Origin of the sequence: Agrobacterium vacciniicorymbosi (assembly GCF_040427045.1) — a bacterium.
GTDB lineage: Bacteria > Pseudomonadota > Alphaproteobacteria > Rhizobiales > Rhizobiaceae > Agrobacterium.
Genome location: NZ_JBETMF010000004.1, coordinates 301,033 through 323,001, shown reverse-complemented (window position 1 = coordinate 323,001; position 21,969 = coordinate 301,033). Strand labels below are relative to the sequence as shown.

Genomic DNA, 21,969 nt, shown 5'->3' with positions numbered 1-21,969 from the left:
AGCTGCACGCCGGATATTAAAAAACGGGCGGGTCAAACCGCCCGTTTTTTATTTTAATGCTTCAATCCTGTTCGGTTTCTTGCCGCCATAGGCCCAGTCCAGCAACTGCACGGTGTGCAGAATAGGAATGGCGGTGCCGCCGGCGATCTGCGTGATACAGCCAATATTGCCGGTGGCGATGATATCGGCCTTCGTTGCTTCGATGTTCTTCACCTTGCGGGCTTTCAACTGCGCCGAAATTTCCGGCTGCAGAATATTGTAGGTGCCCGCCGAACCACAACAGAGATGTCCTTCCGCCGGATCACGCACCACAAAGCCTGCTGCCTTCAGCAGCAGTTTGGGTGCCATGGTGATCTTCTGGCCATGCTGCATGGAACAGGCGGAATGATAGGCGACCGTCAAACCGTTACGCTCCAGCGGCGGTAGGTCGAGACCCGCGAGATATTCGGTGATATCCTTCGCCAGTGCCGAGACCTTTTGCGCCTTGTCTGCATAGGCGGCATCCAGCCGCAGCATATGGCCGTAGTCCTTGATGGTGGTGCCGCAGCCTGATGCCGTGATGATGATGGCATCCAGCCCGCCGGTCTCGATCTCGCGCATCCACACATCGACATTGCGCCGCGCCGATGCCAGCGCTTGCTCTTCCCGGCCCATATGATGCACCAGCGCCCCGCAACAGCCCTCGCCTTCCGGCAAAACGACTTCGATGCCAAGCCGGGTCAGAAGCCGGATTGTCGCGTCGTTGATATCGGGGTCGAGCACGGGCTGAGCGCAGCCGGTGAGGATGGCAACACGTCCACGCTTTTCGGCCTGTGGGGCATGAGTGCCGGGATTGGCGAAGATCGATGGTGTGGGAGTGGTTTTCGGGGCCAGATCGAGCATCGAAGCCAAAGGTCTCAACGCTTTGGTCTTGCGAAACAGGGACGCGAGGGGCTGGCCAAGTCGGGCGAGCTTGAGCGCTGCGCGGAAACGTGTGGGATAGGGCAGCACAAAGGCCAGAAGATTGCGGATGAGGCGATCCATGATGGGCCGCCGATAGGTTTTTTCGATGTGAATGCGGGCGTGATCGACCAGATGCATATAGTCCACACCGGAGGGGCAGGTGGTCACGCAGGCCAGACAGGACAGACAGCGATCAATATGCTTCACCACCTGGGCATCCGCCGGGCGGTCGTTTTCCAGCATGTCCTTGATGAGATAGATGCGCCCGCGCGGACTATCCAGCTCGTTGCCCAGCGTCACATAGGTGGGACAGGTGGCCGTGCAGAACCCGCAATGCACGCATTTGCGCAGAATTTTTTCGGATTCGGCAACGTTGGGATCGGTGAGTTGCTGGGGGGTGAAGGAGGTTTGCATTAGGTGAGGCCTCTTTCGACGTCGGCGGGTGCCGCCACCCCCTCTGCCCTGCCGGGCATCTCCCCCACAAGGGGGGAGATAACCTGCGGCGACCCTCCAGCTTTATTCGACGTATCGGATAAATTGGTGTCGGTGCGGCCTGCTTCTCTTCCCCCTTGTGGGGGAGATGCCGGCAGGCAGAGGGGGTTTCTCAGCGCTTCGACCATCATGATATTCCCATCTTCCCCGAATTAAAAATCCCCGCCGGATCAAGCTTTGCCTTGATGCGCTTAGAAAGTTCGTGCTCAGCAATCAGAAGTGGCTCGAAGCCTGCGAGGCCGTAGCGGGACGCGGGCAACGCGCGTATCAAAGTCGAATGGCCACCACCCAAAGCTCTGATGTGGCGGCTTATCAGGTCCGCCTCTGGATCGTGTTCCATCTGCATCCAGACCAACCCGCCCTGCCAGTCATAAAACGCATCGATACCCGCCTCCAGCCGCAACGCCGCCACCAGCTTCTGGCCTTGCGACGGAGCGACGGATACGCGCCAGAGCGGTTTTGCGGGATTGGCCGCATAGGGTGTCACATCGCGGATGTCCCGCCACAGCGCCTTGCTGTCGTCCTTACCGAGAAACACCGAAGGACCGAGTGCGGACAGGATGGTCTGCAATTTCTGCGACCGCGCTTTGACCGAAGCGCCAAGCCCCTCCAGCCGCAGCACGGTTGCCGCGCCATCGGGCAGCGATCCGCTCACGAAGCGTGACTTGACGCTTTCCGGCAGATGTGCGGCACCGGACACTTCGACACTGGTCGCCATGGCAGCAGCCATGGCGTGGGTTGCGGCTTCGTCTTCAAGGCCGGATATGACCAGTGTGGTTTGCGCAGGCGGCACCGGCAGAACGCGGAAGGTGACTTCGGTGAGAAAACCGAGTGTTCCGTATGAGCCCGCGAGCAGCTTCACCAGATCGAGCCCGGTGACATTCTTCATCACCCGCCCGCCTGCCTTGATCGCCTCTCCCTGACCATTGACGAAGCGGATGCCGAGCAGGCTATCACGCGCCGCGCCTGCCACATATCGGCGTGGGCCGGAAACGTTGGCGGCGAAGATACCGCCGATGGTCGGCTCACCTGCTGTGCCCATCACCGCGCGGTGGTCCATCGGCTCAAAAGCCAACATCTGGTTGGCGGCGGATAATGCGATCTCCACCTCTGCCACAGGCGTTCCGGCTTTCACCGTCATGACCATTTCGGCGGAATTATAGGCGACGATGCCAGTGATGGCGCGCGATGATAGCGCCGCCTCGGCCTCTACGCGGTTGCCAAAGCCGGAACGGGTATTGCCACCGAAGATGGCCAACGTCCGGCGTGCCTCCGCATGGTCACGGATGATACCGGCAGCTTCGGCTTCATTTGTGGGCAGAAGTACTTCTTTCATGACCCAGGCCGTCCGTCCAGCGGGAAGACCTTGGAGGGGTTCAGTATCCAGCCCTCATCGAAAGCAGAGCGCACCGCCATTTGCTGCGCCAGATCGGCGTCGGAATATTGGTGACGCATCAGGTCACGCTTTTCGATGCCGACGCCGTGTTCTCCCGTCAGGCACCCGCCCGCATCGACGCAGAGGCGCAGGATTTGGTTGCCTGCTTCTTCCGCTTTTGCGGCCTCTTCCGGGTCGTTGGCATTGAAAAGAATGAGCGGGTGCATGTTGCCATCGCCCGCATGGAAGACATTGGCGACGCGCAGCCCGAGGCTATCAACGATTTCGCCCGTCTTTTTCAGCACGTAAGACAGCTGGCTGAGTGGTACCGTGCCATCCATGCAGATATAATCCGAAATGCGGCCCGTCGCGCCGAAGGCGGATTTGCGGCCTTTCCAGATGGCGGCGGCTTCCATGGCGGATTGGCATTCGCGCACGGTCTTCACACCATGGTTGCGGGCAATGGCGACGATATCGGCCAGCATGGCGTCCATCTCGCCTTCCGACCCCTCCACCTCTACAATCAGCAGCGCCCCGACATCCAGCGGATATCCGGCCTTGGCAAAGGCCTCGCAGATTTCGATCGCGGGCTTGTCCATGAATTCGATAGCGACGGGAATAATGCCCGCGCCGATGATATCGGCCACGCAGGAGCCCGCTTCTTCAGAAGTTTCGAAACCAAAGAGAACCGGGCGTGCGCCTTCCGGCTTGGCAATCAGCCGCACCGTGGCTTCCGTGACAATACCAAGCTGGCCTTCTGAGCCGCAGACGAGGCCAAGTAAGTCGTAACCGCTGGCGTCCAGATGCTTGCCGCCGAGGTCCAACACCGTGCCATCCACCAGCACCATTTTCACGCCCAGCAGATTGTTGGTCGTCACACCGTATTTCAGGCAATGCGCGCCGCCGGAATTCATGCCGATATTGCCGCCGATGGTGCAGGCGAGTTGCGAGCTGGGGTCTGGCGCATAAAAGAAGCCTTGCGAGCCAGCGACATCGGAAATCGAAAGGTTCGTCACGCCCGCTTGCACCGTGGCGGTGCGGTTGAACAGGTCCAGCTCGAGGATTTCTGACATTTTGGAGAGGCCGATGACAACGGCATCTTCCTGCGGAATAGCGCCGCCGGAGAGCGAGGTGCCTGCCCCCCGCGGCACGATGGGAATACCGTAGCGATGGCAATATTTCATCACGGCAGCCACCTGAGCCGTCGTCTTCGGCAGGGCGACGGCCAGAGGCAGCCTGCGATAGGAAACGAAAGCGTCCGTTTCAAACGGAACCAGTTCCCGCGCCTCATGCACCAGACACTCCGGCGGCAGGAGATCGGCAAGGTCCGCGACGATCCTCGCGCGGTTGTCGAGCACCGACGAGCGCGGTTTCAGAAACTCTATGGTTTGCGACATGGTTGCTCCACAGGCCTCCTCCTTGCGATGCAGAACTCTGAGTTTACGGGCCTTTGTGGCTTGGACGCAAGTCGCGCAAATGCTAGAGATTGTTTCCAAAAGGGAAAGAATGGGCGCAGACCGATGACAAATCTGGGTGATCTGGAAGTTTTTGCCAGCGTTGCCGCCTCCGGCAGCATGTCCCACGCCGCGAAAGAACTCGGTTACTCTCCCGCGGTCATTTCCAAGCGGATTAAACGACTGGAAGAAAAGCTTGGCGCACGCCTCTTCCAGCGCACGACGCGCCAGATTTCTTTGACGGAAGCAGGCCACGGTTTCCATCAGCGGATTTTGGCGGTGCTGGAAGGGCTGGAGGAGGCCGAGGATTTCGTCTCCGGTCGGTCCAACACGCTGAATGGAACGCTGAAGGTCTCGGCGTCCACCTCCTTCGGGCGCATGCATGTGGCACCGCATCTCAAGGGCTTCATGGATCGCCATCCAAGCCTGTCGATCAATCTGGTGCTGAGCGATGAGTTCATCGATATCGTTGCCGGTGGATACGATCTGGCAATCCGCATTGCCGATCTGTCGGATTCCAGCCTCGTGGCGAAGCGCTTGGCGCCGGTACGGCGCGTTTTGTGTGCATCGCAAAATTACATCGCCGAACACGGCATGCCGCAGACAATCGAAGAGTTGAAGCAGCACCGCTGCCTGCCCGCACACAACAACGATCTCTGGCGGCTGGAAGGCCCGGATGGTCCGATGAGCCTGCGACCCGAGGGCATGCTGATTACCAATTCCAGCGAAGTCATCCGCGAGGCCGTTATCTCCGGTCTCGGCGTTGCCCTGCGCTCCACTTGGGATATCGGCGCGGAGCTGAAATCGGGCGCGCTGGTGCAGGTTTTGCCTGCCTATGAAAGCTCGAAAAGCGTCGCGCTTTCCGCAGTTTATTCCAGCCGCCGCTTCCTTCCGGCCAAGGTGCGGCTGTTCATCGATTACCTCACGGATCTCTATGGTCCCGTTCCCTATTGGGATCAGATTTAATCAATTTTATCGCCTGTTGATGGAACTTTTTCCGCAGGGCACCATTTTTATGAGGTTATTTGGAAATTTTTACTACGATGGGACGCTATGATTACCACGAGCGAAACTGAACGCTATCCCCGGATAGCACTCATATCGACGCATGGCTACGTAGCCGCACAGCCGCCACTCGGCGCAGCAGATACCGGCGGACAGGTTGTTTATGTCCTGGAACTTGCCAAAAAACTGGGCCAACTCGGATATACCGTCGATCTCTATACCCGCCAGTTCGAAGACCAGCCCGCGTTTGACGAGGTCGATGAGCGCGTGCGCGTCGTGCGCATTCCCTGCGGCGGCAAGGACTTTATTCCAAAGGAATATCTGCACCGCCATCTGATGGAATGGTGCGAGAACGCATTGCGGTTCATCAAGAAAGAGAACCTCAACTACTCCTTCATCAACAGTCATTACTGGGATGCGGGCGTGGCTGGTCAGCGTCTGTCCGAGGCACTGAAAGTGCCGCATCTGCACACGCCACACTCCATCGGCATCTGGAAAAAGCGCCAGATGGAGACGGATTATCCCGAAAAGGCCGATACGTTTGAACTGGAGTTCAACTTCAAAGAACGCATTCAGCACGAGCTGATCATCTATCGCAGCTGCGATATGGTCATCGCTACCACGCCTGTGCAGCTGGATGTGCTGATCGAAGATTACGGCCTCAAGCGCAAACACATCCACATGATCCCGCCGGGTTATGATGACAACCGCTTCTTCCCAGTCTCGGAAGGCTCCCGCCAGATGCTGCGTCAGCGCTTCGGCTTCGAGGGCAAGACGGTGCTGGCGCTAGGGCGTCTGGCTACCAACAAGGGCTACGATCTGCTGATCGATGGCTTCTCAGTGCTGGCAGAACGCGAGCCGGAAGCGCGCCTGCATCTCGCCGTCGGTGGCGAGAACATGGATGAGCAAGAAACCACGATCCTCAACCAGCTGAAGGAGCGGGTGAAATCCCTGAACCTTGAAGACAAGGTCATCTTCTCCGGTTACGTCGCCGATGAAGACCTGCCGGATATCTACCGTGCGGCGGACCTTTTCGTGCTTTCCAGCCGTTACGAACCCTTCGGCATGACCGCCATCGAAGCCATGGCTAGCGGTACGCCAACGGTCGTCACCATCCATGGTGGCTTGTTCCGCGCCGTCAGCTATGGTCGTCATGCGCTATTTGCTGATCCTTTCGACAAGGAAGACCTCGGCATCACAATGATGAAGCCGTTCAAGCATGAACGCCTCTACGGTCGCCTGTCGCGCATGGGTGCACACAAGGCACGCAGCCTGTTCACATGGACAGGCATCGCACAACAGCTTCTGGCGGTTGTCGAAGGACGCCCGATGATACCGGTGCTGGAAGAGTCCGATTGGGCTGAACCATGGAATGATGGCGATTGAAACAGGTTCGCGTCTTCTCAACCGACCTTGACGGGACCGTTGTCGGCAATGATGCCGCGACGGCCCGTTTCCGTGACTTCTGGCAGTCTCTGCCTGAGGAAATGCGCCCGCTTCTAGTGTTCAACAGCGGACGGCTTCTGGATGACCAGTTCGAATTAATGGAACAAGTGCCTCTTCCTCCGCCTGACTATGTCATCGGCGGAGTTGGCACCATGCTTTCCTGCCGCGACCAGCCTTCCTTGCGACAGGCCTATACGGCCTCTCTCGGCAAAGCCTTCGATACCGACAAAATCCTGTCTCTGGTCTCCGACTTTCCCGGCACCAGCATCCAGCCGGATCGCTATCAGCACGGACTGAAATCCAGCTGGTATTTGCATGATGCCAGCGAAGCCGATCTGCTCGATATCGAAAAGCGCCTTGCCGAAAACGATATCGATGCTCGCATCGTTTATTCCAGCAATCGCGATCTTGATATCCTGCCTCGCGCTGCGGATAAAGGCGCGGCCATCACATGGCTCTGCGATCATCTCGAACTTGGTCTGGACGAGGTGGTGGTTGCCGGTGACACGGGCAATGACCGCGCCATGTTCGAACTGCCGGGCGTGCGGGGTATTGCTGTTTCCAATGCGCTGCCGGAGCTGAAGGCGCTCGCAAAAGATCGTGATAATATTTTTTCCGCCCTTGAAGCTGAGGCAGATGGCGTTATATCGGGCCTGAGATACTGGATGTCTCTGTAGAGACACAAAAGTCCGATCACATAAAATATGTGCTCAACATCAAAAATGCTTGGTGCTTGCCGCCGGGCGCATTGACGTTGGCCCGCCACAGCCGGACAATTGAGAGAATCATAACATATCATGCGCTACGCTATGGTATTGGCCCCCATATGGCCACTATATTAGCCGTATCGTATATTTCTGCATTGAACGTTGAAGGAATGACACTGAGTTGAACATTATCACCCGATTGGCAAATGATGTCTGCCTGATGTTGAGGCGCCCGCCGCGTCAGCAATATGCAGCTATTTGCTATCGCCGCAAAAAGAAGACGGGCGAAACCGAAGTCCTGCTGCTGACAAGCCGGGACACGGGACGCTGGGTCATTCCAAAGGGCTGGCCGATGGATGGCAAGAAAGCCCATGCGGTGGCCCAGCAGGAAGCCTTCGAAGAAGCTGGCGTTCGGGGTAATGTTGAAAAAGAGCATTTCGGCTTTTTCGATTACGAAAAGAAGCTGCGCAATGGCGTGAAAGTCATGTGCCGGGTGCAGGTGCATCTGCTCGAGGTGGTCGATCTGGTGAAGAACTTCCCGGAGCGGGAAAGCCGCAAACTGGAATGGGTGTCGCCGGAAGAGGCGTCGCGTCGTGTCAACGAGCCGGAACTGAAAGAACTTTTCCTTTCCTTCGGCAAGCAAATGGCGCAAACGCAACACCAGCCTGACGCAAAAACCGTAAATTTGTAGAATCACACCCACCGCCGCTCCTGCGCCTGCAAATGCGGTATATGCCGCAGCCGAAAGCAGATAGATGGCGCAACCACCCCGCAACCGCATAAAGCCGACGCTCGACAAGGATCTGGATAAGCAGACGCTTGTCGAGGAGGCGAGCTATCATCTGACACGCGGCATGACGGCGCCGGGCATCGGCCTGCTTTTCCTCATCATGTCGGCGCTTTTTGCCAGCGCCTTCGTCATCGGCCAGCCGGGTGGAAGCCTCGTGCTCGCCGCCGCCATCATCGGCGCTTACATGGCCATGAATATCGGTGCGAAGGATGTCGCCAACAATGTCGGGCCTGCGGTGGGCGCGAAAGCCCTGCCGCTGACAGCCGCGCTGCTGATCGGTGCCATCTGCGAGGTTCTGGGTGCTGTCATCACCGGCGGCAACGTGGTCGAGACGATTTCCAGCGGCATCATCAACATCCGCACCATTCCCGATAGCAACATCTTTGCCTGGGCCATGCTGTCGGCGCTCATCACCGCCGCCTTGCTGGTCAACCTGTCGAACTATCTCAAGGCCCCCGTTTCCACCACGCATACCGTCGTCGGCGGTGTCGCCGGGGCGGGCACGGCTGCTTATGGTTTTGCCGCGGTTGACTGGTTCTCGCTCGGTCGCATTGCGATGACATGGGTTGCGACACCCTTCATCAGCGCCTTCTTCGCCACCTTACTGCTTGCCTTCATCAACCGGTTCATCATCAATCAAAGCGACAAGATCGCCGCCGCACGGACATGGGTTCCCGTGCTGATCGGCATCATGAGTGGCGTCTTTACCGCCTATCTCATCTGGGTCGGGCTGCATCAGGTCGTAGTGATCTCCTTTGCGACGGCGCTGATATCGGGCCTCGCTGTCGGCCTTTTGGGCTGGCGGCTGTGCATTCCGCTGATCGCGAAACAGTCGCACGGGCTGGAAAACCGCAATCAGTCTTTGCGTACATTGTTCCAGTGGCCGCTCATCCTGGCTGCTGCGTTGATGTCCTTTGCCCATGGCGCCAATGACGTGTCCAACGCCATCGGCCCTGTTGTCGCCATCGTCCGCGCCACACAGGGCGTCATCATCGGTGAGACAGCACGGGCTCCGCAATGGGTGATGCTGATCGGCGCATTTGGCCTGTCCTGTGGCATCCTGCTGTTCGGGCCGCGCCTGATCAAGCTGGTGGGCGAGCAGATCACCAAGCTCAACCCCATGCGCGCCTTCTGCGTCTCCGTTTCCACCGCACTCACCGTGCTGGTCGCATCCCGCTTCGGCATGCCCGTTTCCACCACCCACACTGCAATCGGCGCGGTCTTCGGCGTCGGCTTTTTCCGTGAGTGGTATATGCAAAATGCCCGGCGGCGGCTGGAACCGGCCCGCGTGGAGACGTCTGGCGAAGCGAATGACGACGACAACGAGAATTCCTCGGAAATTCGCCGCCGTTACCTTGTGCGCCGCTCGCATTTCATGACCATCGTTGCGGCCTGGATCATCACCGTTCCCACCAGCGCGACACTGGCGGCGGGGTTTTACGGAATCATGTATATTCTTTTCATCTGAGCTTGTCTGAGCTTGCTGACAGACATTTATCCCAAACGCAAAGAGACCCATGCGCGCCAATTTTAGAATGCAACGGCTTTTCGTCAGCCAACCTCTTAACGCCGGCGAGGCTTTCGAGGCAACCAGCGACCAGTTCAATTATCTCGCCAATGTCCTGCGCATGGCTGATGGCACAGACATTCTCGTCTTCAACGGTCGCGATGGCGAGTGGAGAGCGCAGCTTTCCTACCCCACCCGCAAGAAAATCCTGCTGACGGCCATCGAACAGACCCGACCGCAGCCTGCGACGCCCGATCTGCATTACCTGTTTGCGCCGCTGAAGGTCGGCCGCATGGATTATCTGGTGCAGAAGGCCGTGGAGATGGGTGCTGGCCTACTCCAGCCCGTCATGACGCAGCATGTGCAAGGCAAGATCACCAATCTCGACAAGTTGCGCGCCAACGTGACGGAAGCTGCCGAACAATGCGGCATTCTGGCCGTGCCCGAGGTCATGGAGCCGGTCAAGCTCAAAGACCTCCTGGAAACATGGCCCGAAACCCGTCGCATCATTTATTGTGACGAGGGCGATGAAGGGCAAAATCCACTGCCCATCCTCAACCGTATAGAGGAAAAGCAGATCGCTCTGCTGGTAGGGCCGGAGGGCGGCTTTTCGGAAGAGGAGCGGCGATTGCTTCGCGACCATCGCTGCGTCACACCGATCCCGCTGGGGCCGCGTATCTTGCGGGCGGATACGGCAGCCGTTGCGGCGCTGGCCGTCATTCAGGCAAGTCTGGGTGACTGGAAATAGTGGACTACGAGGCACGGCCATGGCGCAAAACAAACGCGCTTCACCATGCTTAAAAGAAATTCATTTGCGTGTGGCGGTGCCGCGCCCTATCAGCGAATTCAAAAGCCTCCGAGGCGACATCGACAAGGTAATTTCATGGCCCGCGACACGACCGACCAGACACCCATTTCCTCCGTACAGGAATTGACAGATTATCTGGCGGGTGGGTGCAGACCGGCGGAGAAATTCCGCATCGGCACCGAGCATGAGAAATTCGCCTTCTTCAAGGATGACAACACGCCGGTTCCCTATTTCGGTGACGCCAGCATTTCCGCGCTCTTGAAGGGCATGCAGGAAAAGCTCGGCTGGGAGCCAATCATCGACGAAGGCAACATTATCGGTCTTGGTGAAGCCAACGGCATGGGCGCGATCTCCATCGAGCCGGGCGGCCAGTTCGAACTCTCCGGCGCACCTCTGGAAAACCTGCATGAGACTTGCAAGGAATCCAACCGGCATCTGGCGACCTTGCGCGAGATTGCCGAGCCCATGGGCATTCGTTTCCTCGGCATTGGCGGCAGTCCCCTGTGGACCTATGACGAAACGCCGCAAATGCCGAAATCCCGCTACGCCATCATGACCCGCTATATGCCCAAGGTCGGCACGCAGGGTCTGGATATGATGTACCGCACCTGCACCATTCAGGTGAACCTCGACTTCTCATCCGAAGAAGACATGCGTCGCAAGATGCGCGTTTCGATGAAGCTGCAATCACTTGCCACTGCCCTTTTCGCCTCCTCGCCCTTTACCGAAGGCAAGCCGAACGGGCTTCTGTCCTGGCGCGGCGATATCTGGCGCGATACCGACAACCGCCGCTCCGGCACCCTGCCCTTCACCTTCAAGCCGGATTTCGGTTTCAAGGACTATGTCGAGTGGGCGCTGGATGTGCCGATGTATTTCATCGTGCGCGATGGTAAATATCGCGACTGTACCGACATCACCTTCCGCCAGTTCATGGGCGGTGCATTGAAGGGCCAGATTGCCGAATGGCAGCCCAATCTGGGCGACTGGACCAACCATCTCTCGACCCTCTTCCCTGATGTTCGCCTGAAGCGGTTCCTCGAAATGCGCGGCGCAGATGGCGGCCCATGGCGTCGCATCTGTGCCCTGCCCGCCTTCTGGGTCGGCCTGCTCTATGATGACAGCGCGCTTAGCGCCGCTGACGAACTGACGGCAGACTGGACCTTCGAAGACGTCATCACCATGCGTGACACAGTTCCTGTTCAGGGGCTGAAAGCCAAGGTCGCTGGCCGCGATCTCTTGGACGTCGCGCGCGAAACCGTCTCGATTTCCCGTGATGGCCTGCGCAACCGCAAGCGTCTCAACGAAGACGGACAGGACGAAAGCGTGTTCCTCAACCCGCTGGATGAGGTTTTGGCCAAGAAGGCGACGTTGGCTGAAGATTTGCTGGCGCTTTACAATGGCCGTTGGAACCAGTCCGTTCTGCCGATTTTCGAAGAATACCAATACTGAAGCGCGCATAAAAAAGCCCGGTGCGGCTTGGGACCGAACACCGGGCAAAGGCAGGGCTTATTGGCAAATCACCCTGCGGGGAACTGTTTGAGGCGGTGGCTTACAACGCCTTTGCCGCGGCCATTCTGGCACAGCGGGCAAGCTGCGTTGTTGGATCGTCCGTAAGCCTCAAATTGAGCGCAGTCCTGACATCGCCCCGGGTCAGGCCGATATCTGCCAGTTGATGGTCATCCATCTCCATAAGGCGATTGGCCTTCATGCGATTGGCGATGCGGCGTAGAAACGTGACGAAACCTTTGCGCACCGACTCCACGACCTGCTGCCCGGAAGCTGCACGCGGTGCGATCAAACCCAGTTCCATTCTCCGTTCTGCCGTGCGCATGACACTATCCCTTCATTTAGGCACGATGAGGCACTGCCTTCACACCCATGCGTGAAAGCCGCCAGTTCGGTCATCGGCGGATGACCATTTGGTTATTTGATGTTTCGAGCGTCAAAATGTCGCAAGACCATTGATCAGTCCAACGAATGTTTCTAATGTCAGTCATCAATCATTCTTATGGGTGACCGCCATGTCCGCACCTCTCGACATAGATCAGCTGCACACCTTCATCGCCATCGTCGATTCCGGCAGCTTCACCAAAGCCGCCGACCGGGTTTTCAAGACGCAATCAGCCGTTTCCATGCAGATGCGACGGTTGGAAGAACGCTTGGGAAAACAGCTGTTTGCGAAGGATGGACGCGGCAACCGGCTGACAGCGGAAGGCGAAAAGCTGATGCATTACGCCCGCCGTATCATCCGCCTCAACAACGAAGCCGTTGCCGCCTTTGATGACAACAGGCTGGAAGGCACGCTGCGCATCGGCACACCGGATGACTATGCCGACCGCTACATGCCAGAGATCATCGGTCGTTTTGCCAAGACCCATCCGAATGTCGAGCTTTATATCGTCTGTGAGCCATCCGTCAGCCTTGCGGAGAAAATGGCACGCGGCGAACTGGATATCGCGCTCGTCACCCACAATCCACGGGCTCGCACCTCAGATATCGTTCGCACCGAACCTCTCTGCTGGGTGGCCTCCGCCAACCATCCGCTACGCGACGACGTTCCCGTGCCGCTGGCGGTCGGACGGCGCGATTGTCACTGGCGGCAACTGGCCGCCTCGGCACTCGATGCCGATGGCCGCGATTATCAGGTTCTGTTCACAAGCTGGTCCTCGACCGTTATCGCCGCTGCGGTTCTTGCGGGTATGGCGGTGTCGGTCCTGCCGGAATCGACGCTGCGCACTGGCATGAAGGTGCTGACATCGGCAGACGGCTTCCCGCCGTTGCCGCCGGTTCAGATAGGCCTGATGAAGCGCCCTGGCCTTTCGCCCTCACTCATCAACGCCATTACCGACCATATCACCGCGTGTCTGGACAACATTTCGCTGGCATCACCGCCGGATGAGCTGGATGCGGAGATCAAGTCGTTTCCGAAATTGGCACGGGTTCGGACTGGGCAGTTGGCTCCGGGGTGGTGATCGTGCTGGCAGAGGGTGTGGCTTACCCCCCTCTGTCCTGCCGGACATCTCCCCCTCAGGTGGGGAGATCGGCTAGGCGCGCGCTTGCCGGTTCAACCGCGATGTCAGTGCCAACCTCTTGCACAGCTGGTAAGATGGCCGAGAGATAACCACGAGTCGATCTCCCCCCTTGAGGGGGAGATGTCCGGCAGGACAGAGGGGGGTATGCCACACCCTCCGCGCGATCATAAACATCCATCCTCAATGCCAAAAGCATCAAAGACTGATGGAAATCACCCCAAATTCTTCCGAAAGAAGTCCACCGTCCGGCTCCACGCCAAATCTGCAGCTTTCTTGTCATACCGCGCACTCGACGTATCATTATTGAACGCGTGGTTAACGCCGTCATAAACGAAGATTTCAAACGTCTTGCCATTCGCTTCCAGCGCCTTGCGATAGCCGTCGATGCCCGCATTGATGCGCTCATCCAAACCACCATAATGCAAGAGCAGCGGTGCCTTGATGGCGGGAACGTCTTCTGCTGGAGGCTGGGCACCGTAATAGGCGACGCCAGCATTCAGACCTGCTGACTTAGTAGCCAGACGATTGACGAGGCCACCGCCCCAGCAGAAGCCGACAGCGCCGACCTTGCCGTTGGCACCCTGCCGTTTGGACAGCCACACGCGCGTTGCCTCGGCATCGGCAACGGTGGCGTTCATATCAAGGCCGCTGAACATTTCACGCGCCTTGTCTTCGTCGGCTGGCGTGCCGCCCTGCGGCGACAGAAAATCGGGTGCGAGCGCCACGAAACCTTCCAGAGCCATTCGGCGGGCGACATCGCGGATATGCTCGTTGAGGCCACGGTTTTCGTGGATGACGATGACGGAGCCGAGCGGCGCAGACGCGTTCTTGGGCGTGACGAGATAGCCCTTCATCTCACCCTTTGCGCCGGGATAGGTCACGTTTTCCGCCGTCAGACGGTCATCTGTTTCCGGTACGATGGCCGCCTGCGCACCGCTTGCAGCCAGCATCGGCGCAATGGCCGCAGCAGCAGCGCCGGAGCCTGCCAGCAGCGACAGCTTTTCCATGAATTTGCGGCGGTCGAGGCTGAGATGGGTGTACTCATCATAGGCATCGATCATTGCCTGCGTGATCTTTGGCTTGTCGGTCATCATCTTCTCCCATGTGAACGGCCCCGGGCGAGACTAGCCTAAACGAAAGCAAAGGGATGCAGGACTGTGGGATCGGCAAAACAATTTTTCGCGATCCCGTGGCAAGCGCCGAGGCCTATTCCAGCGCCAGCCAGATGGCCAGCCAGCCCCACATCAGCACCAGTGCAGCAAAGCTGATGCCGAAGGCTGGCGCGCGGTAACGCAGCCTGTTGCTTGTCACATGCACATAGGAATGCGCGTAACGGGCGATGACGAATATCCAGCCGAGAATGATGGTGGCGATGTTGTCCGCATCGGTGATGTAGAGCAGCAGGCAGGCCGCATAAAACAGGACCGGAATTTCGAATTGATTGGCGATGTTTCTGTTCACCAGCTGGCTTTGAGCCGCCTCTTCGCCCGCATCGCGAAAGCGCTTGAAAGCATCCTTGTCGGTGAAGGTAAATTTCTTGCGGCGAATGAAGAGCAGGACATAAAGACCGAAAACCAGAAAAGCGTGGGCAATCATGGGCCAGAACATTGCGGTTGTCGGTGACATGTCTCTTCCTTTCAGCAAAACGCTCTCCGAACGGTCTGTTCGGAGAGCGTGTATCTATTGGCATGTTCCGTATCTGGACGAAAGATCAAACTGCGCCGGGGTAGTTCGGGCTTTCGCGGGTGATCGTCACGTCATGGGCGTGGCTTTCGCGCAGGCCTGCACCGGAGATGCGAACGAAGGTGGCGCGTTCCTGGAAGTCCTTGATGGTGCCGCCGCCGACATAACCCATGGCAGCCTTGAGGCCACCAGCCAACTGGTGCAGCACGCCGGAGACCGGACCCTTGTATGGAACCTGGCCTTCGATGCCTTCGGGAACCAGCTTCAGCGTGTCGCGCACTTCCGCCTGGAAGTAACGGTCTGCCGAGCCGCGGGCCATGGCGCCAACGGAACCCATGCCACGGTATGCCTTGAAGGAGCGGCCCTGATAGAGGAACACTTCGCCCGGGCTTTCATCCGTACCGGCCAGCAGCGAGCCGATCATCACGGCGGATGCACCGGCAGCGATGGCCTTGGCCAGATCGCCCGAGAACTTGATGCCGCCATCGGCGATGACAGGAATATCAGCTGCCTGCGCTGCCTCAACCGCCGACATGATGGCAGCAAGCTGCGGAACGCCGACGCCCGCGACGATACGTGTGGTGCAGATCGAGCCCGGGCCGATACCGACCTTGACCGCATCCGCGCCGGCATCGATCAGTGCCTTGGTGCCATCAGCCGTGGCCACGTTACCAGCGATGATGCGAACCGAGTTCGACATCTTCTTCACATGCGTGACGGCATCGAGAACGCGCTGGGAGTGACCGTGGGCGGTATCGACCACCAACAGGTCAACGCCCGCTTCGATCAGGCGCTCCGCGCGCTCAATGGCATCTGCACCGACGCTGATGGCGGCGGCGGCACGAAGACGGCCCTGCGCATCCTTCGTGGCATTCGGGTTGAGCTGCGACTTCTCTATATCCTTGACGGTGATGAGGCCGACGCAATTGCCCTTGCCGTCGACAACAACCAGCTTTTCAATGCGGTGCTTGTGCAGAAGGCGGCGCGCTTCCTGCTGGTCGACGCTGCTTTCCTTGACGGTCACGAGGTTCTCGCGGGTCATCAATTCGTAGATCTTCTGGGCAGGATCGGAGGCGAAACGCACATCGCGGTTGGTCAGAATACCGACGAGACGGCCCGTCTTGTGGCCGCCAGAGCCACCGTTTTCGACAACCGGAATGCCCGAAATGTGGTAGGTCTTCATCAACGCCTGGGCTTCGGCAAGCGTAGCATCCGGGCCGATGGTGACAGGGTTGACGACCATGCCGCTTTCGAACTTCTTGACCTGGCGAACTTCTTCGGCCTGCTCAATGGGTGTCAGGTTGCGGTGGATGACGCCGATGCCACCTGCCTGTGCCATGGCAATGGCAAGACGACCTTCCGTCACCGTATCCATGGCAGAAGAGAGGATCGGCAGGTTAAGCTCGATATCGCGGGCAATGCGTGTGGAAATATTCGTCTGGCCCGGCATGACTTCGGAGTGCCCCGGCTGAAGAAGCACATCGTCGAATGTCAGAGCGTCGAGACCTGTCGGGGTTTGTATAATGCGTGCCATGGCCAAATTCCTATTTTGAAAATGCATGACCGACCCGGAACGAAAAGTTCACCCCGGCGCCCTGCAAAGGATTGCTTGGAAGTTGGCGAGGGCTGGTAACACGTTCATGACAGGAAGGGAATAGAAAAAACCCGGAAACGAAGTCCGGGTCTCTCCTGTTGCTGCAATGCAGCAGATATCAGATATCGAACTGGTAGGATTTCGGCACGAAGCGGTAACCGACATCCTGACGTTCCGCATAACCCACTGCCGGGAACGGCATGTGATAACCGAGGAACGGCAGGCGGTCCGTGGCGATCATGTCGAAAACCTTCTTGCGGCTGGCAGCCGCGGCGGCCTTGTCCATGTCGAACTTCACTTCCCAATCCGGGCGCTGAAGCGACAGCACGAAATGGTTGGCGGTATCGGCGGTCAGCACCAGCTGCTTGCCTTCCGACTCAACACGGAAAATCATGTGACCCGGCGAATGGCCGAAGGCGGCAACGCTGGTAATGCCGGGAACGACCGTGGCGCCATCGCCAATGAAGGTCGCCTTTTCGGCCAGCGGCTTGACGTTGGCCAGCACGCCTTTCTGCCCGCCTTCTGCGGGAGTGCCGACGCGCTTGGCGTCCGTCCAGAAATCATATTCTGCCTGGCCCATGACATAGCGTGCCTTCGGGAAGGCCGGGGCGCCCTTCTCCATCAGGCCGCCAATATGGTCGCCATGCATATGCGTCAGCACGACTATGGTCACATCGTCAGGCGTGTAACCGGCAGCAGCAAGACCTTCAATCAGGCGACCGTTGCCCGCTTCGCGACCGCTTTCACCAAAGCCCGTATCGAACAGGACGAGATCGGTTCCGGTGTTGATGAGCGCTGGCGAGAAGCTGTTGACGAACTGGTCGGTGGGCAAGAAATTTTCCTGCAACAGAGCGCCGACGGTTTCAGCGCTCTGGTTGGTGCCAAAGGTTTCGCCCGGCTTGCCGGAAGGACGCGCGCCGTCCTTGACGACCAGAATTTCGAAATTTCCAAGCTTGAAGCGGTTTGTTTCAGGCGGCATGACGTGGTTGACCTCCATGGATGTCTGGGGCTGGCTGGACTGGGCAAATGCGGTGCCGCGAAGCACGAAAGGGGCAGCAAGAGCGCCGATCCCCGCGGTGGCAAACAAACCACGCCTGTTCATCTTCAAAAAACTGCTCATAAAATCCTCCAATACAATTTCTACGCCTGACAGGACTATCACCAGTAACGTGCCGAGATTGTGTAGAAAAATGCGTTTCACACAGACGTGATGGAAATCGAAAACTTGCAGATTGTTTAGTTGGCAAAGTGCTCTGACGGGCGTAGGTAACAATTAACGACCTTATCAGGATGCGGGTTTCCCGCAATCATCCCATGAACCGCATCATTCCGCTCATCCTCGCCGTTGCTCTCTTCATGGAGCAAATGGACTCGACCGTCATCGCCACATCGCTGCCGGCGATTGCCGCCGATCTCAATGTCGGGCCGATTACCCTGAAGCTCGCCCTGACCTCCTATATGGTGGCGCTGGCGATCTTCATTCCCATCAGCGGCTGGATGGCGGACAAGTTCGGCGCGAAGAAAATCTTCCGCATCGCGATTGCCATTTTCGTCATCGGCTCCATCTGCTGCGCGGTCTCGTCCTCGGTGGTCGAATTCGTCATTTCCCGCTTCCTGCAGGGCATGGGCGGTGCGATGATGACACCGGTCGGGCGTCTGGTTCTGCTACGCACCACCAAGCGAACCGAACTCGTCTCCGCCATGGCGCTGCTGACCATCCCTGGCCTCGTCGGGCCGCTGACCGGCCCACCCATCGGCGGCTTCATCACCACCTATTTCTCCTGGCACTGGATTTTTCTCATCAATGTGCCCATTGGCGTCATCGGCATCTGGCTGGCAACGATCTTCCTGCCGGAGATCGACACCACCAATCCGCCGCCTATGGATACCAAGGGCTTCATCCTCTCGGGCATCGCCGCATCGGGCGTCGTTTTCGGCGTTTCCGTCGTCAGCCTGCCTGCTTTGCCGCCCTATGTCGGCATCGCAACCACCATCATCGGTTTTATCTGCGGTTACTGGTATGTGCAGCACGCAAAGAACCACCCCGCGCCGATCCTCGACTTCAAGATTTTCCAGAACGCGACATTCCGGGCCGCCTCCGTCAGCGGCACGATCTTCCGCATTTCGACGGGGGCCATCCCCTTCCTCATGCCGCTGATGTTGCAGATCGGCTTTGGCCTGAACCCGTTCCAATCCGGCATGATTACCTTTGCAGGCGCCATCGGTGCCATCACCACCAAATTCATGGCGCGACGCGTCTTTGCGGCCACGGGTTTTAAATCCGTTCTGATCAGCGCGGGCATTGTCGGTGCCTGCACCACGCTGGCCAATTCCTTCTTCACGCCCAACACGCCCTACCCGCTGATCATGATCTTTCTGGTCACGGCAGGCTTTGCGCGCTCCTTCTTCTTCACCGGAACCAATGCGCTTGGCTATTCCGATATCGACGATTCACAGGCCAGTCAGGCGACCTCGATGGCGTCAGTGTTGCAGCAGATCAGTCTGGCGCTGGGTGTCGCCTTTGCCGCGACCATTCTTGAGGTCAGCAGCTTCATGTCGGGCTCGCATTTGCAGCTAGCGGATTTCCATACGGCCTTCATGATCGTGGCTGTCGTATCGTTACTCGCCATCACACCGCTCATCGCGATGGACCGCAGCGCGGGGGCAGCCGTTTCCGGCCATAGAGAAAAGGCATCGCAGCCAGCGGAATAACGATATGCGCTGGTTTCAGCGCATATCCATGTCTTCGTAGTCGTCATCCCGTGGATCGGGGCCCAGTTCGGCGGTGTCGAGATCGACATCCTGCTCCCGCATCGTGGCGTCGCCGGGTTTTCTGCCCTTGAAGTGCTTGGCGAGCAGGAACATTTCCACCGATTCGGAGCGCGACGATGCGGGCTTGATATGAATGACCTGCTTGAAGTTCTTCTTGAGCATATCCAGGAGCTGCCGTTCCGTTCCGCCCTGGAAGGTCTTGGCGAGGAAGTGCCCGCCTTCGGCCAGGACCTGCACGGCAAAATCGGCAGCCACTTCGCACAGATGCATGGTGCGGATATGGTCGGTTTTCTGGTGGCCGGTGGTGGGTGCTGCCATATCCGAGAGAACGAGATCAGGCGTGCCGCCGACGGCTTCCATCAGACGCTCGGGCGCAGCCGGATCGAGAAAGTCGAGATGCAGGATCTTGACGCCGGGAATGGGATCGAGCTCGAGGAAGTCGATGGCCGCAACGCGAATATCGTCTTCGGTCGAATCCGTGACCTTGGCGGCAATCTGCGACCAGCTTCCAGGAGCCGCACCCAGATCGATGATGCGGCGCGCGCCCTTCAATATCTGATGCTTGTCGTTGATTTCCAACAGCTTGAACGCCGCGCGCGCGCGGTAGCCTTCCAGCTTTGCGCGCTGAACATAGGGGTCGTTGATGTGACGCTCGATCCAGGCGCGTGAAGACGGCTTCAGCTTCGCCTTCTTCACCTTCTGGCCGATCTTGCGTCCGGTACGGTTGGTACTCGTGGGCGCCTTGCTCATATCAACCTTTCCGTTCCGGTTTGCCCTGCGTCTGCGCACGGCGAATTCTGTTGCGGCGCCACGCGCCATCATCTGCCATCATATCCGTCAAAAGCCCTTCGCGAAGCCCCCTGTCCGCCACCCGCATGCGCCGCGCGGGCCAACGCCTGCGGATCGCTTCCAGAATGGCGCAACCGGCCAGCACCAGATCGGCTCTATCCGGCCCGATGCAGGCATTGGCGGCGCGACCGGCGAAATCCCAGGCCAGCAATTTGTCCTGCATCGCCGTAACCTCGGCATCCGACAGCCACAGCCCATCGACCTTGCGGCGATCATAACGCGGCAGATCGAGATGCACACCGGCCAATGTCGTCACCGTTCCGGATGTGCCGATCAGGTGAAAGTCCTCATGCGGTTCCTCTTCGCCCAGCGGCGGGCAATGGAACGCATCCAGCAGACCTTCGACTTCGCCCACCATTGCGGCGAAAACATCCGGCGTCACATCGCGACCGCCATGGCGTTCCGAAAGCGTGACGACGCCAACGGGAAGCGAGGTCCAGTGTGTGATGTGGTTTGCCAGCCGGTTGGAGCGGTTCTCGCCAACCCGGATAACGGCAATTTCCGACGACCCGCCGCCGATATCGAACAGCACGACGGAGCGTGCGTCCCGACCGACCAGAGACGAGCAGCCGGAAACCGCAAGCCGGGCTTCCGTCTCACGGCTGATAATTTCCAGATCAAGGCCGGTTTCGCGCGTCACCCGCGCCAGAAACTCCTCGCCATTGACGGCAGCACGGCAGGCCTCGGTTGCAATCAGACGCATGCGGCGAATGGAGCGTCCGGCGAGCTTGGATGCGCAGATGCGCAGAGCCTCGACAGCCCGGTCCATGGCATCGTCAGACAGACGTCCGGTGGACACCAGACCTTCACCTAAGCGCACGATGCGCGAAAACGCATCCACGACGCGGAACTGGCCAGGGCGCGTTGGCTGGGCAATCAGTAGACGGCAATTGTTGGTGCCGAGGTCGAGCGCGGCATACATATCCGCACCGCTATCGATCCCGTTATCCCGGTAATGGGCCTGCGAGCGACCATGGGAGCGGCTCTGCTCGCCAGATGTGGGCGAATGCGCAGGAGACGTAGCACCATTTTGCCGGGCGGACGTCTTGGGCGCATGGGTCGGCACCAGCGGCCTGCCCTGCGGGCCGCGATGGTTGCGCTTTCCGCCACGCGACTTGCGCTTGCCTTGAGGTGGTGTCGATGGAGCCTGAGGCGTCTGCTCGCCAGCCGCCGGGCTGCCCGCGACAGCCTCTTGCTGCGGCTGCCCGCCGCCGTGACCACGCGCACGTCTACGACGTTTGCGCTTTCGCGGCTCCGAATCTCGCTCGGGATTGCCTATAGGTGGGGAATCCGGGTGGGAATCGGCATTGTGAAGCTGCGACAAAGCAGACGCGTCACGGGGCTTGCCGTTACGCCTGCTCTTGCCACGACGGGAACGCTTCGCATTCCCTTTTTCCACCGCCGATGCCCCTGATTCCGACGGCTTAGCGCCGTTGCCGGGGTCAATCACTGTTTTATCCATTCCGCCGCGCGAAAGCGTCAAGCAATGCTGCTGGCGTCCATAAAGGTTACG

At 58.9% G+C, this 21,969-nt stretch carries 19 protein-coding genes; 9 read left to right on the top strand and 10 right to left on the bottom strand.

Features of this window, described 5'->3' with window-relative positions; translation table 11 throughout:
• Positions 1–48 precede the first annotated feature (48 nt).
• The 3 genes from glcF to ABUK73_RS09120 all read right to left on the bottom strand — a co-directional run bounded on the left by glcF (position 49) and on the right by ABUK73_RS09120 (position 4,206).
• Entirely contained in the window at positions 49–1,356 is a 1,308-nt protein-coding gene (gene glcF, locus ABUK73_RS09130) for a glycolate oxidase subunit GlcF (protein ID WP_353576987.1), read from the bottom strand.
• Positions 1,357–1,561: 205 nt separating this feature from the next.
• Positions 1,562–2,770, bottom strand: coding sequence for an FAD-binding protein (locus ABUK73_RS09125; protein ID WP_353576986.1), 1,209 nt, complete (start codon positions 2,768–2,770; stop codon positions 1,562–1,564).
• A complete protein-coding gene (locus ABUK73_RS09120; protein WP_353576985.1) occupies positions 2,767–4,206 on the bottom strand; it encodes an FAD-binding oxidoreductase in 1,440 nt (479 codons plus the stop codon). Before ABUK73_RS09120 ends, ABUK73_RS09125 begins: the two co-directional genes overlap by 4 nt.
• A gap of 123 nt (positions 4,207–4,329) precedes the next feature.
• Here ABUK73_RS09120 and ABUK73_RS09115 point away from each other — a divergent pair, with 123 nt between their 5' ends.
• The 7 genes from ABUK73_RS09115 to ABUK73_RS09085 all read left to right on the top strand — a co-directional run bounded on the left by ABUK73_RS09115 (position 4,330) and on the right by ABUK73_RS09085 (position 11,975).
• Positions 4,330–5,229: a LysR family transcriptional regulator gene (locus tag ABUK73_RS09115; RefSeq protein ID WP_353576984.1), complete on the top strand. Its 900-nt coding sequence runs from the start codon at positions 4,330–4,332 to the stop codon at positions 5,227–5,229.
• Positions 5,230–5,316: 87 nt separating this feature from the next.
• Positions 5,317–6,654, top strand: coding sequence for a glycosyltransferase family 4 protein (locus ABUK73_RS09110; protein ID WP_353576983.1), 1,338 nt, complete (start codon positions 5,317–5,319; stop codon positions 6,652–6,654).
• Positions 6,651–7,391 (top strand): HAD-IIB family hydrolase, encoded by a 741-nt coding sequence (locus ABUK73_RS09105; protein WP_353576982.1) that lies wholly within the window; start codon positions 6,651–6,653, stop codon positions 7,389–7,391. The genes ABUK73_RS09110 and ABUK73_RS09105 overlap by 4 nt, the downstream gene beginning before the upstream one ends.
• A gap of 211 nt (positions 7,392–7,602) precedes the next feature.
• Positions 7,603–8,112: an NUDIX hydrolase gene (locus tag ABUK73_RS09100; protein WP_353576981.1), complete on the top strand. Its 510-nt coding sequence runs from the start codon at positions 7,603–7,605 to the stop codon at positions 8,110–8,112.
• Between the two features lie 64 nt (positions 8,113–8,176).
• Positions 8,177–9,679 (top strand): inorganic phosphate transporter, encoded by a 1,503-nt coding sequence (locus tag ABUK73_RS09095; protein WP_353576980.1) that lies wholly within the window; start codon positions 8,177–8,179, stop codon positions 9,677–9,679.
• A 49-nt stretch (positions 9,680–9,728) separates the two neighbouring features.
• Positions 9,729–10,466, top strand: a complete 738-nt coding sequence (locus tag ABUK73_RS09090; protein WP_353576979.1) for a 16S rRNA (uracil(1498)-N(3))-methyltransferase — start codon at positions 9,729–9,731, stop codon at positions 10,464–10,466.
• Positions 10,467–10,601: 135 nt separating this feature from the next.
• Positions 10,602–11,975: a glutamate--cysteine ligase gene (locus tag ABUK73_RS09085; protein WP_353576978.1), complete on the top strand. Its 1,374-nt coding sequence runs from the start codon at positions 10,602–10,604 to the stop codon at positions 11,973–11,975.
• A 100-nt stretch (positions 11,976–12,075) separates the two neighbouring features.
• Here ABUK73_RS09085 and ABUK73_RS09080 read toward each other — a convergent pair whose 3' ends face one another.
• Positions 12,076–12,357, bottom strand: a complete 282-nt coding sequence (locus ABUK73_RS09080) for a DUF1127 domain-containing protein (RefSeq protein WP_353576977.1) — start codon at positions 12,355–12,357, stop codon at positions 12,076–12,078.
• A gap of 190 nt (positions 12,358–12,547) precedes the next feature.
• Here ABUK73_RS09080 and ABUK73_RS09075 point away from each other — a divergent pair, with 190 nt between their 5' ends.
• Positions 12,548–13,498: a LysR substrate-binding domain-containing protein gene (locus ABUK73_RS09075; protein ID WP_353576976.1), complete on the top strand. Its 951-nt coding sequence runs from the start codon at positions 12,548–12,550 to the stop codon at positions 13,496–13,498.
• Positions 13,499–13,770: 272 nt separating this feature from the next.
• Here ABUK73_RS09075 and ABUK73_RS09070 read toward each other — a convergent pair whose 3' ends face one another.
• From ABUK73_RS09070 to ABUK73_RS09055, 4 genes are all read right to left on the bottom strand, one after another.
• A complete protein-coding gene (locus ABUK73_RS09070; RefSeq protein WP_353576975.1) occupies positions 13,771–14,649 on the bottom strand; it encodes a dienelactone hydrolase family protein in 879 nt (292 codons plus the stop codon).
• 115 nt (positions 14,650–14,764) lie between these two features.
• The gene (locus tag ABUK73_RS09065) at positions 14,765–15,166 is read right to left on the bottom strand and encodes an MAPEG family protein (protein ID WP_353577016.1); all 402 of its coding nucleotides are present in this window, start codon (positions 15,164–15,166) and stop codon (positions 14,765–14,767) included.
• A gap of 103 nt (positions 15,167–15,269) precedes the next feature.
• Entirely contained in the window at positions 15,270–16,775 is a 1,506-nt protein-coding gene (guaB, locus tag ABUK73_RS09060) for an IMP dehydrogenase (RefSeq protein ID WP_113089781.1), read from the bottom strand.
• Between the two features lie 178 nt (positions 16,776–16,953).
• Entirely contained in the window at positions 16,954–17,937 is a 984-nt protein-coding gene (locus tag ABUK73_RS09055; protein ID WP_454892348.1) for an MBL fold metallo-hydrolase, read from the bottom strand.
• Between the two features lie 212 nt (positions 17,938–18,149).
• Here ABUK73_RS09055 and ABUK73_RS09050 point away from each other — a divergent pair, with 212 nt between their 5' ends.
• Positions 18,150–19,547 (top strand): MDR family MFS transporter, encoded by a 1,398-nt coding sequence (locus ABUK73_RS09050; RefSeq protein ID WP_353576973.1) that lies wholly within the window; start codon positions 18,150–18,152, stop codon positions 19,545–19,547.
• 15 nt (positions 19,548–19,562) lie between these two features.
• On the opposite strand, the gene ABUK73_RS09045 is transcribed toward ABUK73_RS09050, so the two are convergent.
• Entirely contained in the window at positions 19,563–20,357 is a 795-nt protein-coding gene (locus ABUK73_RS09045; protein ID WP_353576972.1) for an RlmE family RNA methyltransferase, read from the bottom strand.
• A 1-nt stretch (position 20,358) separates the two neighbouring features.
• A complete protein-coding gene (locus tag ABUK73_RS09040) occupies positions 20,359–21,918 on the bottom strand; it encodes a Ppx/GppA phosphatase family protein (protein WP_454892343.1) in 1,560 nt (519 codons plus the stop codon).
• Positions 21,919–21,969: the final 51 nt, after the last annotated feature.

Coding starts and splice junctions, on each gene's coding strand:
- guaB (WP_113089781.1), bottom strand. CDS start 16,775: ATGGCACGCATTATACAAACCCCGACAGGTCTCGACGCTCTGACATTC.
- ABUK73_RS09085 (WP_353576978.1), top strand. CDS start 10,602: ATGGCCCGCGACACGACCGACCAGACACCCATTTCCTCCGTACAGGAA.
- ABUK73_RS09040 (WP_454892343.1), bottom strand. CDS start 21,918: ATGGATAAAACAGTGATTGACCCCGGCAACGGCGCTAAGCCGTCGGAA.
- ABUK73_RS09115 (WP_353576984.1), top strand. CDS start 4,330: ATGACAAATCTGGGTGATCTGGAAGTTTTTGCCAGCGTTGCCGCCTCC.
- ABUK73_RS09045 (WP_353576972.1), bottom strand. CDS start 20,357: ATGAGCAAGGCGCCCACGAGTACCAACCGTACCGGACGCAAGATCGGC.
- ABUK73_RS09065 (WP_353577016.1), bottom strand. CDS start 15,166: ATGTTCTGGCCCATGATTGCCCACGCTTTTCTGGTTTTCGGTCTTTAT.
- ABUK73_RS09080 (WP_353576977.1), bottom strand. CDS start 12,357: ATGCGCACGGCAGAACGGAGAATGGAACTGGGTTTGATCGCACCGCGT.
- ABUK73_RS09055 (WP_454892348.1), bottom strand. CDS start 17,937: ATGAACAGGCGTGGTTTGTTTGCCACCGCGGGGATCGGCGCTCTTGCT.
- glcF (WP_353576987.1), bottom strand. CDS start 1,356: ATGCAAACCTCCTTCACCCCCCAGCAACTCACCGATCCCAACGTTGCC.
- ABUK73_RS09125 (WP_353576986.1), bottom strand. CDS start 2,770: ATGAAAGAAGTACTTCTGCCCACAAATGAAGCCGAAGCTGCCGGTATC.
- ABUK73_RS09070 (WP_353576975.1), bottom strand. CDS start 14,649: ATGACCGACAAGCCAAAGATCACGCAGGCAATGATCGATGCCTATGAT.
- ABUK73_RS09095 (WP_353576980.1), top strand. CDS start 8,177: ATGGCGCAACCACCCCGCAACCGCATAAAGCCGACGCTCGACAAGGAT.
- ABUK73_RS09120 (WP_353576985.1), bottom strand. CDS start 4,206: ATGTCGCAAACCATAGAGTTTCTGAAACCGCGCTCGTCGGTGCTCGAC.
- ABUK73_RS09075 (WP_353576976.1), top strand. CDS start 12,548: ATGTCCGCACCTCTCGACATAGATCAGCTGCACACCTTCATCGCCATC.
- ABUK73_RS09050 (WP_353576973.1), top strand. CDS start 18,150: ATGAACCGCATCATTCCGCTCATCCTCGCCGTTGCTCTCTTCATGGAG.
- ABUK73_RS09090 (WP_353576979.1), top strand. CDS start 9,729: ATGCGCGCCAATTTTAGAATGCAACGGCTTTTCGTCAGCCAACCTCTT.
- ABUK73_RS09110 (WP_353576983.1), top strand. CDS start 5,317: ATGATTACCACGAGCGAAACTGAACGCTATCCCCGGATAGCACTCATA.